Source organism: Kitasatospora sp. NPDC006697, assembly GCF_042869935.1.
GTDB lineage: Bacteria > Actinomycetota > Actinomycetes > Streptomycetales > Streptomycetaceae > Kitasatospora.
In genome coordinates, this window is sequence record NZ_JBIAGU010000018.1 from 87,963 (window position 1) to 105,677 (window position 17,715).

The 17,715-nt window shown below is 71.8% G+C and carries 9 protein-coding genes and 1 pseudogene; 6 read left to right on the forward strand and 4 right to left on the reverse strand.

Annotated features, from left to right (window positions below):
• Position 1: 1 nt before the first annotated feature.
• Positions 2-871 carry a HipA family kinase gene (locus tag ACFYNO_RS24290; RefSeq protein WP_388016133.1) on the forward strand — a complete coding sequence of 290 codons (870 nt, stop codon included), beginning with the start codon at positions 2-4 and terminating at the stop codon, positions 869-871.
• A 15-nt stretch (positions 872-886) separates the two neighbouring features.
• Here ACFYNO_RS24290 and ACFYNO_RS24295 read toward each other — a convergent pair whose 3' ends face one another.
• Positions 887-4,555 (reverse strand): ricin-type beta-trefoil lectin domain protein, encoded by a 3,669-nt coding sequence (locus ACFYNO_RS24295; protein ID WP_388016136.1) that lies wholly within the window; start codon positions 4,553-4,555, stop codon positions 887-889.
• A gap of 401 nt (positions 4,556-4,956) precedes the next feature.
• Between ACFYNO_RS24295 and ACFYNO_RS24300 the strand changes: the two genes are divergently transcribed.
• The 5 genes and pseudogenes from ACFYNO_RS24300 to ACFYNO_RS24320 form a co-directional block, all read left to right on the forward strand.
• A complete protein-coding gene (locus ACFYNO_RS24300) occupies positions 4,957-12,219 on the forward strand; it encodes an RHS repeat-associated core domain-containing protein (RefSeq protein ID WP_388016139.1) in 7,263 nt (2,420 codons plus the stop codon).
• The gene (locus ACFYNO_RS24305; protein ID WP_388016142.1) at positions 12,216-12,644 is read left to right on the forward strand and encodes a hypothetical protein; all 429 of its coding nucleotides are present in this window, start codon (positions 12,216-12,218) and stop codon (positions 12,642-12,644) included. The genes ACFYNO_RS24300 and ACFYNO_RS24305 overlap by 4 nt, the downstream gene beginning before the upstream one ends.
• A 160-nt stretch (positions 12,645-12,804) precedes the next feature.
• Positions 12,805-13,011 carry a hypothetical protein gene (locus ACFYNO_RS24310; RefSeq protein WP_388016145.1) on the forward strand — a complete coding sequence of 69 codons (207 nt, stop codon included), beginning with the start codon at positions 12,805-12,807 and terminating at the stop codon, positions 13,009-13,011.
• A gap of 2 nt (positions 13,012-13,013) precedes the next feature.
• Positions 13,014-13,550 (forward strand): DUF6879 family protein, encoded by a 537-nt coding sequence (locus ACFYNO_RS24315; RefSeq protein ID WP_388016148.1) that lies wholly within the window; start codon positions 13,014-13,016, stop codon positions 13,548-13,550.
• A pseudogene (locus tag ACFYNO_RS24320) lies at positions 13,547-13,843 on the forward strand (helix-turn-helix domain-containing protein); the annotation flags it as partial. The gene ACFYNO_RS24315 and the pseudogene ACFYNO_RS24320, both read left to right, overlap by 4 nt.
• A gap of 156 nt (positions 13,844-13,999) precedes the next feature.
• Here the strand turns inward: ACFYNO_RS24320 and ACFYNO_RS24325 are convergent.
• The 3 genes from ACFYNO_RS24325 to ACFYNO_RS24335 are packed head-to-tail and all read right to left on the reverse strand — an operon-like array spanning position 14,000 to position 17,660.
• Positions 14,000-14,347, reverse strand: a complete 348-nt coding sequence (locus ACFYNO_RS24325; RefSeq protein WP_388016151.1) for a hypothetical protein — start codon at positions 14,345-14,347, stop codon at positions 14,000-14,002.
• A 17-nt stretch (positions 14,348-14,364) separates the two neighbouring features.
• Positions 14,365-14,775, reverse strand: a complete 411-nt coding sequence (locus ACFYNO_RS24330) for a hypothetical protein (RefSeq protein ID WP_388016154.1) — start codon at positions 14,773-14,775, stop codon at positions 14,365-14,367.
• 5 nt (positions 14,776-14,780) lie between these two features.
• Positions 14,781-17,660 (reverse strand): hypothetical protein, encoded by a 2,880-nt coding sequence (locus ACFYNO_RS24335; protein WP_388016157.1) that lies wholly within the window; start codon positions 17,658-17,660, stop codon positions 14,781-14,783.
• Positions 17,661-17,715 lie beyond the last annotated feature (55 nt).

The following is a 17,715-nucleotide window of genomic DNA, read 5'->3' on the forward strand; positions in this document are numbered from 1 at the left end:
CATGCCGACCCAGCTGCCTCTGGTGAACGCCCTGCACTACCTGGCCCCGCTGCGGGCCGGCGGTTCCGTGCCCGCGATCGTCGAGACCGACGACCTCGGCACCTACGTGGTCAAGTTCAGCGGCGCCGCGCAGGGGCGCAAGGCGCTGGTGGCGGAGGTGATCGTCGGCGAGCTGGCCCGGCGGCTCGGGCTGCGGGTGCCGGAGCTGGTGGTGGTGGACTTCGACCCGGCGGTGGCCGCGCACGAGGAGGACCCGGAGATCCAGGACCTGCTGCGGGCGAGCGGCGGGCTGAACCTCGGGATGGACTACCTGCCGGGCTCCGCCGACTTCCGCCCGGGGCAGGCGCTGGACATCGACCCGCTGGAGGCCGGCTCGGTGGTCTGGCTGGACGCGCTGACCGCCAACGTCGACCGCACCACCGCCAACCCCAATCTGATGGTCTGGCACAAGAAGCTCTGGCTGATCGACAACGGCGCCGGCCTGGTCTTCCACCACCGCTGGTCCACCGCGCTGACGGCCGTGGACCGCGCCTACGACCTGAGCTCCCACGCACTCGGCTCCTACCGGCCCGACCTCACCGCCGCCGACGCGAAGCTGGCGCCGCAGGTCACCGAGGAGCTGCTGCGCGAGGTGGTCGCGCTGGTGCCGGAGGAGTGGCTGGCCGGCGAGGACGGCTTCGCCTCGGTCGGCGAGCTGCGCGAGGCCTACGTGGGCCACTTGGCCGCCCGTGCCGCCGTCTCCGAGCGCTGGCTGCCGCGCTGCTTCGCCACCGCGGAGGAGCAGCGCGCGGCGGAGGCTGCCGCGAAAGCGCGCAGCCAGGCCGGTCGCCCGGCCTGGCTGCAGCAGGTGCCCGATCTGCACGGGCGTTGAGGGTCCGTCAGGCGGTCAGCCCGCGGGGTTGACCGACGGGAGCCACTTCTGTGCCGGGCTGCCGTTGCAGTCGTACAGCTGGAGCTGCACGCCGTTGGCGGGGTTGCCGTTCGGCACGTCCAGGCAGCGGCCCGAGGCCGGGTTCAGCAGCGAGCCGTTGGCCTGCATCACCCACTGCTGCTCACCGTGGCCGCTGCCGAGGCAGTCCCAGAGGATGACCGCGGTGTTGTTGGCGGTGCCGCCGCCGCTGGCGGCCACGCAGTGGCCCTGGTTGCGCAGGGTGCCGTCGCCGAAGAAGTGGTAGTGCTCGTTCGCGCCCTGCCAGCAGCCGTAGAGCGAGACCATGCTGCCGTTGCCGGAGCCGAAGGCGTCCATGCAGGAGGTGCCGTTGAGGGCGGTGTAGAGGGTGAGGCTGCCGCCGGGGTAGCCCATCGAGCCGTTGCCGGTGAAGCCGGTCAGCGCGGTGGCGGCGGTGCCGTCGGCGGTGCCGCCGGTCCAGTAGACCAGCTGGCCGTGGCCGTCGACCGCGTAGAGGTCGGGCAGGCCGTCGCCGTTGAGGTCGCCGGCCGAGCCGATCACCGGGTAGGAGGCCGGGGTGACGCCGCCGGTGTTGGCGATGTAGCCGGTGCTCGGGTCGGCCAGGGCGGAGAGGTCGAGCTTCCCGTTGGTGACCTTGACCGGGTAGGCGTGGATGGTGCCGTCGGTGCGGTTGCGGGTCCACAGGGTCGGCAGGCCGGTGCCGCTGGCCGAACCCGGCCCGATCAGGTCGAAGTTCTCCCAGTTCTTCGGGTTGCTGCTCGCCGGGCCGGCGTTGCCGGTGGTGGAGACCTCGACGGCGTCGGCGTCCAGGTGGTCCACGCTGGCGGACCGGTAGAGCCAGAGGTTGCCGTTCTCCACCGCGAGCAGCGAGGTCTGCTTCTCGGTGATGTCGCCGTCGTAGGCGCCGAGCGGCGCGGTCAGGGCGCCGAGCGCGAGGATCTGGGTGGTCTTGGACCAGTCGCCGGTGAAGTCGGCCGGGCGGCTGATCGAGTTGCCCGACAGGTCCACCCAGCTGGTCGGCTTGGTGACCGGGACGGCGGTGCGGAAGGTGCCGTTGCCGACGTTCGGGTAGAGGTAGAGGTTCTTCGCCAGGACCGGCGTCTTCTTGGTGTAGCCGAAGACGTCGTCCACGCCGACCGAGCGCAGCGCGCCGCGGTGGGTGGTCTGGACGTCGTTCCAGGTGGTGGTGGTCCCGCTGGTCGGGTCCTGCGGGGCCAGGCCGAGCGGGGCGGCCCGGGTGACGGCCGGGTCGGTGCCGGTGGGCACGACGGTGAGGTTGCCCGCCGCGTCGGGCAGCAGGATGTCGGCGCGGCCGTCACCGGTCAGGTTGCCGGGCACGGGGGTGGCGGTGGCCGGGTCCCAGGGCGCGTAGAAGCTGTAGGTGAAGGGCTGGCTGTAGTTGCCGGCCCGGTCCTGCGCCTGCACGTAGACGACGTTGGTGCCCCAGAACTGCGGCTTGTAGGGGAAGCTCGCGGTGCCGTCGGCGTTGGCGTTGACGGTGTTGGCGTCGCCGCAGTGCCAGCCGGTGGAGATGGTGCCGCTGCTCCAGGTGAAGCAGGCCAGGCCGGAGGCGCTGCCGGAGGCCGGCGCCGGGTCGGTGCCGGTGACGGTGAAGTTGCCGGTCTGGCCGGCCTTGACCTTCGGGGTGGCGTTCAGGGTGCCGGTGGGCGGGAAGTCGCCGGAGGTGACGTTCAGCGTCGGCGCGGTCTTGTCCACCCGGAAGTAGCACCATGGGGTGTCGCCGGAGCCGAGCCAGCCGTCGGTGGAGTTGGCCGACCAGCCGTACTGGTGGCCGTCGGTCAGCGAGCCGGCGTTGATGCTCATCGACTGGTAGGCGCCGCCGTAGCCGGTGTCGTGCTGGAAGGTGAAGCCGCTGTCGTTGTCGTCCCAGAGGTGGAAGTTCATGTCCAGGCCGGCGCCGATCGGCGACCAGGTGCTGGCGTTCAGCGTGATGTTCTGGTTGGCGCCGACCCAGCCCGGGTTGTACCAGGCGTACGGGGCGCCCGCGGTCTGGCAGTCGCTGTAGGCCTTGGTGTCCGCGAAGCCCGGGGTGGGCGTGGTGCGCGGGTACCAGATGGTGGGCGCGATGTCGTAGTTGGTGGTGAGGTGGACGTTGTTGGAGATGTGCTCCCGGTAGTACATGTTGTTCTCGTCGTCCGGCGCGAACGCGACCGTCCAACCGCCCCACTGGTTGTTGACGGCCTGCTGCATCCACCAGGTGACGTCGTACTGGAACGGCGAGGCGCCGGTGACGTTGGTCGACGCCACCTTGGAGCAACCGGACATGCCGTCCTTGCACGGCTGGTTGTTCCAGTTGGTGCCGCCGCCGATCGCGCCCGTGGTGCCGACCGAGTAGAGGCCCATCGGGGCGGTGGTGCCGGGGCTGGAGGAGCTGGCGACCTGCGCGTACAGGGTGGCGTCGTGGACCACCGGGTTGCCGTGGGAGGCGTCCCGGGTGGTCAGCTGGCCGGGCACGGCGAGCTGGAAGTAGGCGCGCTCGCGGCCCCGGCCGGTGCAGTCCGAGTAGCCGCAGAAGCCGGTGCCGTAGGAGCTGAGGGTGTTCACGTAGGAGGTGCCGGCGTGGTACTCCTGCACCTGCAGCGAGATCTGCGAGCCGCCGTCCACGCTGACCGTCGGGTCCAGGTACCAGGGGCCGGTGCCCTTGCCGAGCTTGCTCTGGTCGGGCGTCAGGTCGATGCCGCCGGCGTCGGCCGCCAGGCCGATGGTGCCGACCGCGGCGTCGTCGCCCGGGCCCTCGGCGGTGGAGCCGCTGGTCGCCGGGCGGTCCGCCTCGGGGGCGGCGAACCGCGGCTGGGCGGTGCGCACGGGCGGGGTGGCGGCGCGGCCGGAGTCCCACTGGAACGGGGTGGGGGCGTGCATCCGCACCTTGCCCGCGGCGTCCTTGAGCACCAGGGAGCCGGAGGCGTCGGCGGACAGGTCGAGCCCGCTGGTGCTGACCGGGAAGTGCAGCTTGGCCAGCTGCGGGGAGGCGGCGGCCGCGGCGGTGTTGACCACCAGGACCTCGCGCCAGCCGCCGGTGGGCAGCGCGGTGATCCTGAGGTCGACGTCCTTGAGCACGCCGGTGTAGAGCGCGCTGTCGCCGGTCACCGTGGGCGCGGGGAGGCGGAACGGCGAGCCGAGGGTCAGCTTCTTGCCGTCGGGGGTGGTGGCGGTGGCGAGCGGGCCGTCGCCGCCGGCCGAGAAGACCACCTGGGCCGGGGTGTTGACCGGGCTCAGGGTGCCGTCGGCGTTGCGGCGCAGGGTGGCGTCGATGTCCTGCCAGCCGTTGCCGTGCTTGGTGCGCACGGGCTGGGCCGCGGTGTCGGTGGTGAGCGTGCCGTCCGGCTTGGCCCAGGTCATCGAGCTCTCGGTGGTGAGGCTGTCGATCACCGCCTGCTGCCCGGTCGCCTTCGCCCTGGTGCGGGCGTCGTTGATCTCCTTGGCCAGCCCGGTGAGCGCCGGGGCCTGGCCGGTCGCCTGCGGCGCGGCCGAGTTGACGGGTGCTCCGGTCTGCGCGTGCGCCAGGTCGAGCGACGGCAGGGTCAGTCCGAGCGTGCTCGCGACGATGACGGCCGCGGCGCGCAGCGCCCGGCCGGTCGACTTGGTCCTGACCTGGGCCGATGGGCCTCTGGTCCCCGTGGACATGCGGGTGTCCCCCTCCCCTTGAGCCTGGCTCGAGGCGCGCAGGCGTTCGAGCCGAACGATGCAGTCCTGGCCAACGGGTGGTCAAGTTTGGTGAATGAGTTGTCACTTACTCGTGTGGTATGTCTGATTTGTGAGAGTAACGGGAGCATAAAGATCCCCTCGGTTGATGGCATGTCACCATCCGGATTCTTAAGATCCGCTAAGAACGGGTCACTGACGACCCGTCGGCAATCTCGGACATTTCGGGCATAGCTGTCGGCGCGACCCGCCACGGGCTCTGCTCCGCTTCGCCATGCCCGGATGCATGAGGGGGAAGTGTGATGGGTCTCAGGCGTAGCTCTACGCCAAAACGACCAGCACCGCTACTTCGCAGGGCAGTTGGACTGTCCGCGCTGTTCGCGATGCTGTTCTCGGTCACGGCGGTACCGGATGCCGAGGCGCTGGCCGCGAAGGGGCCGCACCCGAAGGTCTGGACGCCGCCGAACACGCCGCTGGCCAAGACCAAGTCGGTGTCGGGCGCCAACGCCCCGGCCAAGTCCGGCGGCCAGGCGCTCTCCGGCCCGGTGCCGAAGACCTGGCAGCCGCCCGCCACCGCGGCGGCCGCGCCGGGCGGCGCCACGGTGAAGCTGCCCAAGGGGGCGTCCGCCGAGCAGAAGGCGGCCCGGGCGCTGAGCGGCGGCGCCGCGCCGGGCTCCGGCGGTGCGCCGCTGGTGCAGGCCGGCTCGCTGCCGGTGCAGGTCGCCGACCTCGGCCCGGCCGCCCAGGGGCGCGCCGCAGCCGCGGCAACCACCGCCGATGGTGCGGCAACTGACAGCAGCTCGGTCCACGTCGAGCTGGTCGACCCGAAGAAGGCGCAGGCCGCCGGGGTCAACGGCCCGCTGGTCACCCTCCAGGGTGCCGACGCCTCCGCGCCGGCCGACGAGCGGCTGCAGGTCTCGCTCGACCTCAAGTCGCTGACCGGCGCCGCCGGCTGGGGCGACCGGGCGAAGCTCGTCGAGCTGCCCGCCTGTTCGCTGACCACCCCGGAGAAGCCGGAGTGCCGCACGGCCACCCCGGTCCCGGCGACGGTGGACCCGGAGCGGGGCACCCTCGCGGCCGAGGTCGCACTGCCCGCCCAGACTCCGGCCGGCACGGTCCAGCGGTCCGCGGCGCCCGCCTCGGGTGCCGACGCCGCTCCGGCGGCCGCGCCCGCAGCCGCTCCCGCGGCGAGCGGCATGATGGTGCTCGCCGCCCAGGCCACCGCCTCCGGCGGCGACGGCAGCTACGCGGCCTCCGCGATCGCCCCGTCCGCCGCCTGGAGCGCGGGCTCCAACGCCGGCAACTTCACCTACGGTTACGGCCTGGACCTGCCGGCCCCGCTGGGCGGCGCCGCCCCCGCGGTCTCGCTCGGCTACGACTCCTCCTCGGTGGACGGCAAGACCGCCTCCACCAACGCCCAGTCCTCCTGGATCGGCGACGGCTGGGACTACCAGGCCGGGGCCATCACCCGCAGCTACAAGGCCTGCACCAACGACGGCATCACCAACTCGGGCGACGAGTGCTGGGCCGGACAGTTGCTCTCGCTGAGCCTGGCGGGCCACGCAGGCACCATCGTCAAGGACGACAGCACCGGCGCCCTGCACCTGCAGGGCGAGGACGGCACCCTGATCGAGCCGCTCACCGGCCTCAACAACGGCGCCGCCAACGGCGAGGGCTTCAAGGTCACCACCACTGACGGCACCGTCTACTACTTCGGCGCCAACCACCTGCCCGGCGGCGACGGTTCGGACCCCGCGTCCAACTCCGTGCTGACCGTGCCGGTGTACTCGCCGAACAGCGGCGACCCCTGCTACAACTCCGGGACCGGCAAGGGGTCCTGGTGCCAGCTCGGGTACCAGTGGAACCTCGACTACGTGGTCGACCCGCACGGCAACCTGATCACCTACGGCTACGCCACCGAGGGCAACTACTACTCGCGCGGCGGCGGCCAGAACAACGGCAACGGCACCCTGACCGCCTACCAGCGGGCCGGCTACCTGACCCAGATCGCCTACGGCCAGCGGCTCTCCGACCAGATCGCCGCCAAGGGCGCCGCCAACCCGGCGGTGAAGGTGCTCTTCACCACCGCCGAGCGCTGCCTGCCCTCGGGCTCCATCACCTGCGACCCGTCGCAGCGGACCACCGCCAACCAGAACTCCTGGCCGGACAGCCCGCTCGACCAGAACTGCGCCTCCTCCGGGAGCTGCACCAACTACCAGCCGACCTTCTGGACCACCAAGCGGCTCACCGCCATCGCCACCCAGGTGCTGGTCGGCTCCGCCTACACCACGGTGGACAGCTACGCGCTGAACCAGACCTTCCTGGACCCGGGTGACGGCACCAAGCCGACCCTGTGGCTCAACTCGGTCCAGCGCACCGGCAGCAACGGCCAGACCCCGCAGAGCGTGCCGCCGGTCTCCTTCACCCCGTGGGAGATCGCCAACCGGGTCGACGGCCTGGTGCCCTCCGCCCCGCAGTTCAACCGGCCGCGCATCCAGCAGATCACCACCGAGACCGGTGGCCAGATCAACGTGCACTACAAGCCGGTCGAGTGCTCGCGGGTCAACCACACCATGCCGTCCTCCCCGGACAGCAACACCATGGCCTGCATGCCGGTGAACTGGGTGCCCCCGGGCTCCGCCCCCGGCGCCGACCCGGTGGCGGACTGGTTCCAGAAGATCCTGGTCGCCCAGGTCACCGAGGCCGACGCGGTCGCCGGCTCGGTGCAGAAGGTCACCAACTACAGCTACGGCGGCGGCGCGGCCTGGCACCGCAACGACTCCGAGCTGGCCGACGACAAGTCCCGCACCTGGGACCAGTTCCGCGGCTACCAGACCGTCACCACCACGGTGGGCAACGGCTCGGACGGCGTGCAGACGCAGTCCGTCGCCACGTTCCTGCGCGGCATGGACGGCGACGTCAAGGCCGACGGCACCACCCGCTCGGTCAGCGTCCCCGACAGCTGGGGCGGCTCCACCCAGGACGTCGCGGCGCTCGGCGGCTTCGTCCGCGAGACCCAGAGCTACGACGGCGCGGGCGGCAAGGTCGTCTCCGGCGCCCTCAACACTCCGTGGATCTCGGGCGTCACGGCCACCCACACCCAGTCCGGCTCGCTGCCCAAGGTGACGGCGCAGATCGTCGCGATGGGCCAGGTGAAGGAGCGCGGGCTGCTGGCGAACGGCAGTTGGCGCACCACGGAGCGGGACGCGACGTACGACGCGGGGCATGCGGGGCGGGTGCTGACCACGGATGCCAAGGGCGACCTGGCACACCCCGAACAGGAGCAGTGCACCAGCGTCAGCTACGCCTCCGGGCCCAACCCGCTGATGGTCGAGATGTCCTCGCGACTGCTGACCCTCGCCGGCCCCTGTGGTCAGACACCGACCGCGGCCAACACGCTGACCGACGCTCTGACTCTCTACGACGGCAAGCCGCTGGGCCAGTTGGGCTCCACTGCCGACCAGACCTCGGCGCAGGTGCTGACCGGCTACGACAGCTCCGGCAACCCGCAGTACCGCACCACCATCATCACCGGCTACGACGCGTACGGGCGCAAGACCAGCACCACCAACCCGAACCGCACCGACGCCACCCACCCGAACGGGGCGGTGACCACCACGGTCTTCACCCCGGCCACGGGTGCGCTGCCGACCGCGATCACCAGCACCAACCCGCTGGGCTGGTCCTCGACCACCGTGATGGACCCGGGGCGCGCCGTCCCGACCCACTCGACGGACGAGAACGGCCACTTCACCGACGAGGCCTACGACGCGCTCGGCCGGCTCACCGCGGTCTGGGAGCCGGGGCGTGACAAGAACAGCCAGACGGCGAACAAGACCTTCGTGTACGCGCTGAACGGCAGTTCCTCGCCGTCCACGGTCACCACGCACGCGCTGCGCGACGACGAGACGTACACCACCAGCATCGAGATCTACGACGGCCTCGGCCGGGTCCGCCAGACCCAGGCCAACCCGGCCTTCGGGACCGTCGGGCGACTGGTGACGGACGCGACCTTCGACTCGCACGGGTGGCAGATCAAGTCGTCCTCGGCGTACTACAACAGCGACTCGGGGCCGGTCGGCACGATCTTCGTGCCGCAGGACTCGCAGGTGCCGGCGCAGACGTGGAACGAGTACGACGGTGCCGGACGGGTGACGGCGGCGAAGTTCATGTCATTCGCGCAGGAGCAGTGGCGGACCACCGCTTCGTACCCGGGCGTGGACGAGACCGACACCACCCCGCCGGCCGGCGGATTCGCCTCGGCAACCATCACGGACGCCACCGGGGCGACCACCGCCCTGCGGCAGTACAAGTCGAACACGCCGACCGGCGCGTACGACGAGACCACCTACGGACACGACGTCACGGGCCTGAACTCCTGGCGCACCGACTCCGCGGGCAACACCTGGCGCTACGGGACGGACCTGCTGGGCGAGTCCGTGTCGGTATCCGACCCGGACACCGGCGCCTCCAGCAGCACCTACAACAGCGCCGGCGACGTGGTGAGCTCCACCGACGCCAACGGAAGCCAGCGCAGCTTCACCTATGACCTGCTGGGTCGCAAGACCGGCGAGTACGACGGCCCGTCCACCACCGACCAGTCCAAGCTGCGCTCCTCGTGGCAGTACGACTCGCTCGCCAAGGGCAAGCCGAGCTCCTCCACCTCGTACCAGAACGGCGCGGCCTACACGACCGCGGTGCTCGGCTACGACAACGGCTACCGGCCCACCGGTAGCACGGTCACCATTCCGTCCAGCGAGGGCAGCCTCGCCGGCAGCTACACATCGAGGGTCGACTACACCCCGAACCGCGGTCTGGTGGCGCACAGTTACCTGCCCGCCGTCGGCGGCATCGCGGCCGAGCGGGTGACCAACAGCTACGACGTGGACGGCAACTTCGTCGGCTCCAGCGGCCTCGGTTACCTGGTCACCGACGTGCAGTACGACGTCTTCGGGCGCCCGACCCGCACCACGGTCGGTCCGTGGGGCACCCAGGTGGTCTCCACCCAGGTGTACGACGCCGGCACCGGCCGGGTCACGCAGTCCATGCTGGACAAGCAGACCGCGACCACGGCGAGTGCCGACGCCTACAGCTACACCTACACGCCGTCCGGGTCGATGACCTCGGCGCGCGACGTGCAGGACGGCACGGCGGTCGACCAGCAGTGCTTCACCTACGACTACCTCGGCCGGCTGACCGCCGCGTGGACCGACCAGGGCGGCCAGACCACCCAGCCGGCCCCGTCGGTCTCGGGGGTCGGCGGCTGCGCCAACGCCGCTGAGCCGACCTCGGCCACCGCGGCCTCGCGGATCGGCGGTTCGGCGCCGTACTGGCAGTCGTACGGCTACGACAAGTCGGGCAACCGGACCCAGCTGGTCCAGCACGACCCGACCGGCGTCACCGGCAAGGACAAGACCTACACCCAGGTCTTCAACGCGCCGGGCACCGTCAACCAGAAGAGCACCGACCCGAAGACCGGTGGCGGCACCGGCGGTCCGCACGCGCTGCTGTCCTCCAGCCTGACCGTCAACGGGACGACCACCCGGACCAGCTACACCTACGACGCGGTCGGCAACACCGCCTCCATCACCGCCACCGCGGGCACCAAGAACCTGACCTGGGACAGCACCGGCAAGGTGTCTTCCGTGCAGGCCACCGGGACCCAGGGCGGCACCACCTTCGTCTACGACGCGGACGGCAACCAGCTGCTCCGCAAGGACCCGGGCAAGACCACGCTGAACCTGGGCAGCGACGAGGTCGTCCTCGACACCTCCACCCCCAATGGCTCGCTCTCCGACAACCGCTACTACGCGGCGCCCGGCGGTCTGACGATCACCCGGGTGACCGCTGCCGGCGGCGGGAAGCTGGTCTACCAGGCGGCCGACCCGCACGGCACCGGCAACGTCCAGTTGGACGCCACGACCCTCGCGGCCGTCCGGCGCCCGACCGACCCGTTCGGCAACGTCCGCGGCAGCCAGCCGCCGGCCGGTACCTGGGCCGGCGACAAGGGCTTCGTCGGCGGTACCCAGGACGATGCGACCGGGTTCACCAACCTCGGTGCCCGCGAGTACGACCCGACCACCGGCCGGTTCCTCTCCGCCGACCCCGTTCTGGTCCCCGGCGATCCGCAACAGTGGAACGCGTACGCGTACGCGGACAACAACCCGGTCGACCACGACGACGCGTCCGGTGCCTGCATTCCTGATGACCAGGGACGCTGCTGGAGCCCGAAGGCCCTGGCCGAGCACGAGGCCGCCGGCACCGGTGGCGGCGGCGGCACCGGCGCCGACACCCCTGGTCAGCAGACGCAGACCGCCGACGACACCAAGGCCGCGGAGCAGAAGGCGGCCGCGGACGCGGCCGTGACGCACGCCAAGCAGGCCCGCAACGACATCGTCCACAAGGTCATCGACGTGGTGGCCGACCTGATCGGGTACACCGACGCCCGGAACTGCTTCACCAAGGGCGACGTGATGGGCTGCATCAACACAGCCCTGAACTTCGTGCCGTGGGGCAAGATCTTCAAGGCCGTGAAGGTCGGCATCAAGGCCTTCAAGCTCTGGAAGGAAGCCGAGAAGGCCTACGACGTCATCCATGACGCCGAGCGGGTCGCGGCCGATGCCGACAAGGCCTACAACGAGCTCCGGACCACCGAACGGGAGGCGGCCGAGGCCGAGAAGGCGGCCAAGGAAGCCGACGCGGCCAAGGCGGCCGAGCATCCGGAGGACCACTCCGGCGGTGGTGACTCGGGCGGCGAAGGCGGCGGCAAGAGCGAGGAAGGCGGCGGCGAAAGCTCGAACGGGAGCTGCCCGATCGGTGCCGGAGCGGTACACAGCTTCCTCGCCGGCACGCTGGTCCTGCTGGCCGACGGCACCACCAAGCCGATCGAACAGCTCAGCACCGGCGACCGGGTGGCGTCCACCGACCCTCAGACCGGGGTCACCAAGGGCGAGCCGGTCGTCAGGCCGATCACCACGCTCGACGACCACGACTTCACCGGCCTCGCGCTCCAGGCGGCCGACGGCACCACCAGTGCCATCACCTCCACCTGGCACCACCCCTACTGGAACACCAGCACCGCCCGTTGGACCGACGCCCACGACCTCAAGGCGGGTGACACCCTCCGCGAAGCGGACGGCACCACGCTGACCGTCACGGCGGTCCGCGACTACCACACCGACGCGGTCACCCACGACCTGACGGTGGCCGAGCTCCACACGTACTACGTGCTGGCCGGGACTACTCCCGTCCTCGTCCACAACAACGACGAGTGCGGCCCCGCCGCAGCAGCGGCCGATGTCGACCACGTGGCCCTCGGCATGCGTCACCACAACCTCAAGGAGTTCGCGGAGAAGGTCGGCGCCAGGCACCTGCTCGGCGCGACCTCTGCCACCTGGCGCTCCGAGGTGAAGGAGGCGATCGCCCAGGTCGGACGTGGCGAGGGCCGGATCTCCTTCATGCTCGACGGCCTCCAGGGCGCGGGCGGTGGGCCTGCCAAGGCCCTCGCCGCCGCCCAGAAGGCGCACGAGGGGGAACTCAAGCACACCCAGTGGGAACTCCTCCAGGTGGCCGAGGCAGGCTTGATGGACAAGGTCGACTTCTATCGTTGGAACAGGAAGCTAGGAGACTGGACAAAGGTGGAATGAGCATCGACATCGGACCGGGCGCGCTTCCGCTCGCCCTCGGGGGCACGTTCCAGCCGTGGAGCATCGAAGCGGGCCACAGCAAGCTCCTGCTGCGCGGCTTCCTCGGCGACCCCGAGAGCGAGGATCCGCCCCGTGTCTTCGACGTCCTCTTCCAGGACGTTTCGCGGATCTCCATCGGCGACTACTACGACGGTCTGAACATCACCGTCGCAACCGCCGAGGAGCTGGCGCGAGAGGAACAGCGGGTCGGTGGAAACTGGCGCGACTCACGCCTGTTCCGGCTCAGTGACCGGAGCATCTGCGACTACGTGGTCGCAGGGTTCCTGTTCTGGGCGGAAGTCGGCGTCCGCGCGAACGATCCGAGCCCGCTGCTGCTGGAGGCTCCGGCAGTCGGCTCGATCAAGGGCAGGCTCTACCGGCTCTAGCCGGTGAGCTGGCCGGGCCCCGGAGTCCCCATGGACTCCGGGGCCCGGTGCTGTTCCGGGCGGAGTCCGGCTGAACCTCAGCCACCCGAAACCCCCGGTTCCGCCGCGCCGAACGGCCCCATGTGGGCATCCTGGTAGCCCGCCCTGAGAGGAGAGCAGGATGAAGCTCACGTTCCTCGGAAGTACCAGCGAGGCCGGCGACTGCCCCACGCTGTACGAGACCAGGACACCGCTGCGAGAGATCGTCGTCCAGGGCGACCAGGTGGTCGATACCGCGCAGCTCAGTCGCCTACCGAACGCCGACCCCACGCAGGCGGACGTCGTCGTCCCGCGCGAGCTACTGCTGCGCTTCGCCCCGAGGGGGTGACCGTGCCTGAGATCGTCCCGTTCCGCGACGCTGCGAGCCTGTTCGCCGACTTCCAGCACACGGCCTTTCGATTGGAGACCCGCCGCGGGTACACCACCGACCGTGTCGGCGCCCGCTACCAGGCGTTCATGGCGGGCACGATGCCTGCTTACGAACCGGATTCCGAGTGGAGTCGCCTGGTCCGGCAAGCCGTCGCGGCCGGCAAGCGGTTCGAGCGCGTGCGTCTGGTGGACGATCCAATGACGGATGGTCAGCGGTTCCTCCTGGCCTCCGGGCTCGGCAATGTGCGCGCGGGCGAGGACATCCGCAATCTCCGTCGTGAGCGGGCGGAATCGCTCGGGCTCCCGTTGTTCGACTTCTGGCTCTTCGACTCCCGGATGCTGGCCACATTCCACTTCGACGCGGATGACGTCACCCTCGGGGTCGAGCTCACCACCGATCCCGCCGTCGTTCTCCGTGCGTGTCAGGCACGGGACGCCGCCTGGCACTTTGCCGTCCCAACGGCCGAGTTCCAGGCGACCGTACAGTCTGGGACGTGAGCACGGACTACCAGCGGAGCCGGGTCGCCCTCGGTGCGCGCCTGCGTGGACTGCGCACCGAGGCGCGCACCGGCGGCCGACTGTCCGGCCGGACACCGGCCGAGCGGCTCGGCTGGACGCAGTCGAAGATCAGCAAGCTTGAGAGCGGCCGACAGACTCCGACGGTCGCCGACCTGGAGGCCTGGGCCCACGCCACGGGCTATCCCGAGGCAGCAGCCGAGCTGATCGCCCGGCTGCGGAGCCTGGAGACCACTTACCGGTCGTTGCGGAGGCAGTTGGCCACTGGCCACCGCTTTCGCGGCCTGACCGCAGCGCGCTGGTCCAGGTCCAGGTAACCCGCCAAGTGATGGACCGCAACGCCGTACCGAGGTTCATGAGGTCGGCGGGCCGCGCCGACGATCAGTCACTCCGGCGCGCTCACCGGCCCGAAGTCCCCTCGGGCTCGCGGGTCAGGAGCGCGAGCAGCACCGGGTCCGCGTGGACCTCTGCGGTGTGGCGCCACTGGGTGAGCAGAAGCGCGACCGCGGCGGGGTCACCCAGGGCGGTCGCGGCGGCCAGTTCCGTCCCGTCCGCAGCATCTCGACGTCCTCGGCGGGCAGGGCCGCGATCCACGGCAGCGCCTCGCGCCTCGTGGCGATCTCCTCGGTCATCCGGTCGCTCCCGTCTCCGTACTCGTCGCGCAACGAGGCCCTGGTGGCCACGAAGGTCCAGGGCTTGCGGCGCTCCGCCATCCGCTCGGCATCGGCCTTGGAGATCACGGTGATCCCCTGCTCCCCCGGCGCTTCCGTGATCGCCACGACGTCCACCGGCGACCTCACCCTTCGGAAAGACTCCGCACGTCCGCCGCCTGGACGCAGGCGGCGCGGGCCAGTTCGGCGTCGTACTCGTCGGCCTCGAAGTGGAACTCCAACGGCCGCTCCACCGTGTCCAGGTACGGGATCTCCCAGTCCGACCACTGCACGATGCCCCCGAAGCGCTGCACGACCACGGAGAGGAAACCGCAGCAGCCGCCCGTGCACTCCGGCTCCCCCAGCTCCACGCGCATCGGCTCGCCGGTTGCGCGCAGCGGGCTGGGGGCGTCGGCGGGCAGCGCCTCGGCGGCGTACGGGCCGCGGCCGTTCGGGCCGACGGCGCTCTCCACCACGTCCTCGCCGTTGACGAAGAACCGGAGTTGGGGGGCGAACCGGTCGGCGCGGGGTACCACCTCGATGCTCAACCGGTCCATCGCCATCAGCTCGCCCCCGCCGCCGCACTCGTCCGCCGCACCATCGCCAGCACACCGTATCCCGCCAGCGGCAGGGCCAGCAGCAGTGCCGCCCAGAAGCCGTCCGTCCCCCACCAGGAGGCGAGCCAGTCGAACAGCCACTGCAGGACGGGGATCCGCAGCGCCTCGACCGGGGTGATGCGGCCGGGCCAGGCGCCGAGGAAGAGGGTGGCCAGGGTCCAGAGGACCAGCAGGGCGCGGGCCGACGGCGGGGTGGCCAGGGTGCTCAGGAGGGAGACGGTGGCGAGCAGGATCACGAAGCCCGCCTGGTACGAGGCCGCCGTCTGGCCCGGGTGCCAGGTGCCGTGGGCGTGGTGGTGGTGCAGGCCGGTGGCGACGAGACGGACCACCACCGCCGACCAGAGCAGGGTGACCAGGACGAGCGTGCTCCAGGCCGCGAAAGCCAGCCGGTCGCGCAGGCCTGGGCGGCCGTCCTGCCACTGCTTGCGCATGGTCGTCTTCGCGGCCGGCGTGCGCGCGGTCTTGAGCAGCTTCGCCGTGGCCCGGCCGTTGAGGACCAGGGCGGCCACGATCGCGACCAGCCCCGCGACGCCCGCCCAACTGCCCATGCCGCCCTCGAACATCACCACCCGGTCCGCCACCGCCTGCGGCGGGTTGAGGAGTTCCGTCGGCGGTCCGAGGCGCAGGCAGCCGATGGCGAGGGCGCCCGCGCCGGCCAGGGTGACGGTGCCGTGGCCGACCCGGCCGCGGCCCGGGAAGAGGGTCAGGACCAGTGCCGCCCCGATGGCGGCGCCGAGTTGGCCGGCGACCTGGTGCGCCGCCAGCTCGCCCGCCCTCCGGCACGGGCCGGCGAAGCCGCCCAGCGGCCAGATGTCGGCCTTCGCGTCGATCGGGTAGCGGAAGACCGCGCCGGCCCAGAGCAGCAGCGTGAACCCGAGGGTCAGCAGCATCGCCGCGCCCGCCCGGCGCGGGAGTTCGCGCCAGGCGCCGGCCAGCCAGCCGCCGGCCCGGGCCCGCCAATCCGTGGCGGGACGCGTCGTCGCCCCGCCGGCCGGCTCCGCCCGGTGCCGCAGCACCTCCGCCGCGACCAGCGCCGCCCGTCCCGCCGGCTCGGCCGGGTCGGCCGCCAACGCCCGTCGGCGCAGCGTCGACCAGCGGCGCGGCAGGCCAGGGGTGCCGCCGCGCACCGCCAGCGCGGCATCCGCCGTCCAGGCCGCGAGCCCCGCCACCTTCGCGGAGACCGCCGGGGAGACGAAGAGCCGGTGCACCGCCGCGGGCAGCGGCGACAGCCGGGCCACCGACTCCTCGTGTTCCTCCGCGCGGACGGTCAGCAGCAGCGCCCGCCGGAACGCCTCCTCGCGTTCGGCCGTGCCGAGGCCGTCGCCGCCGCGTCGGCCGCCGCCGAGCTCGCGGGCGCGCCGGTCCACCTCCGCCATCACGGCGGGGAGTTCGGCGAGCGCGAGCAGCCGGGTGCAGCGCTCGCCCTCGCACTCGGGGTGGCGGCAGTTGTAGCGGGCGGCGACCGCGGGGGCGTCGACCGCGATCATCGCCTCGATGAAGTCCGTCGCGCCCGGCTGGTGGACGAAGTACTCGAGGCCGGCGGTGTCGATGGCATGGTCGCGGTAGTGCGGCACGGCGGACGGGCGGAAGGCGGCGCCGAACGCCAACACGGCCAGGGCGGCCGCCGTCTGGCGCTGGGCGCCATTGCCCCGCTTGACCTCGGCGAGGTGGTTCAGGTCGAAGACGGTGTCCCCGACGTCGTCCCGCAGCCAGGCCAGCAGCCTCGGCGCGGCGCCGTCCACCAGCCAGCGCGCCGCGTCCCCCGAGTTCCGCAGCATGTCGGCGGCGAGCTCGGACGGGTCGTGGTACGGCGTACTGCGGAAGGTGATCGGCCGGTGCGCCGGGGCGCTGGCCGTCCGGGCGCCCGAGCGCACCACCTCGGGGCTGCCGCCCGCCAGCCAGCCGCGGACCTCGGCGGCGGTCCAGCGGTGGCCCGGGTTGCGGGTGAACAGGCCCTGGAGCAGCAGCCGTTGGCGGGGGTCGGGGACGGCCGTAAGGTTCACCTCGGCGCCCATCACCAGGTCGAGTTGGAGGTCCTGGTCGCTCAGCAGCCAGCCCTGCGCGTCCAGGTAGCGCGGGCGCCCGGCGAACAGCTCGTAGAGCACGTCGCCCAGCGACCACCAGGGCCCGGCCGGGTGGTTGGTGCCGGCCAGCTGCTCGGGGGCCATGTACGGCACAGTGACCTGCATCCCGGGGTCGAACCGGCGGCTGGCGCTGAGCCGGGCCACGCCGCCCAGGTCGGCGATCACGAACTGTTCTCCACGGCCGCCGAGTTGGCGGATCAGGATGTTGGCGGGCTTGAAGTCGACCGGGTTGCGCCGGATGGTCTGCTGCCAGAAGTCGAGCAGCGCGACCAGCTCGCCGACGATCGGCTCCACCTGCGTGCCGCCCCCGGACTGGCGCAGGGCGGCGAACCGGTCGGCGAGGGTGAGCGGCAGGTACTCCATGGCCACCCAGGCGAGTTGGGCGCCCTGGTGGTCGACCGTGCCGAAGTCCAGCAGCTGCGGCACGTGGCGGCGGAAGGCGTCGTTGCGCAGGTAGGCCAGCAGTTCGGTGTCCATGGCCGGCCCGGCGGCGAGCTTGACGGCCGCGTCGGCGCCGGTGTCGGTGCGCCGCACGTGCCAGACCACGCCCTCGGTGCCGGAGCCGGCGATCTGCTGCGGGTCGTAGCGGTCGCGCAGGGCGTCGGGGAAGCCGGTGACGGACGGCCGCTCGGCGGGGCCGGCGGTGCCGCGGGTTGCGGCGTCGGGGTCGACCCTGGTCCCGGGAAGCGGAGCCCCGGAGCCGCTGCTCGGGCCCGGGTCCGGCTCCGTTGGTGCGGCCATGGTTCGCTGTCCTCCCCCGCTGCCACTCCGGCGGCCGGAGTGATCTCTGACGGGG

Coding starts and splice junctions, on each gene's coding strand:
- ACFYNO_RS24310 (WP_388016145.1), top strand. CDS start 12,805: ATGAAGCTCACGTTCCTCGGAAGTACCAGCGAGGCCGGCGACTGCCCC.
- ACFYNO_RS24335 (WP_388016157.1), bottom strand. CDS start 17,660: ATGGCCGCACCAACGGAGCCGGACCCGGGCCCGAGCAGCGGCTCCGGG.
- ACFYNO_RS24290 (WP_388016133.1), top strand. CDS start 2: ATGCCGACCCAGCTGCCTCTGGTGAACGCCCTGCACTACCTGGCCCCG.
- ACFYNO_RS24305 (WP_388016142.1), top strand. CDS start 12,216: ATGAGCATCGACATCGGACCGGGCGCGCTTCCGCTCGCCCTCGGGGGC.
- ACFYNO_RS24300 (WP_388016139.1), top strand. CDS start 4,957: ATGCTGTTCTCGGTCACGGCGGTACCGGATGCCGAGGCGCTGGCCGCG.
- ACFYNO_RS24330 (WP_388016154.1), bottom strand. CDS start 14,775: ATGGACCGGTTGAGCATCGAGGTGGTACCCCGCGCCGACCGGTTCGCC.
- ACFYNO_RS24295 (WP_388016136.1), bottom strand. CDS start 4,555: ATGTCCACGGGGACCAGAGGCCCATCGGCCCAGGTCAGGACCAAGTCG.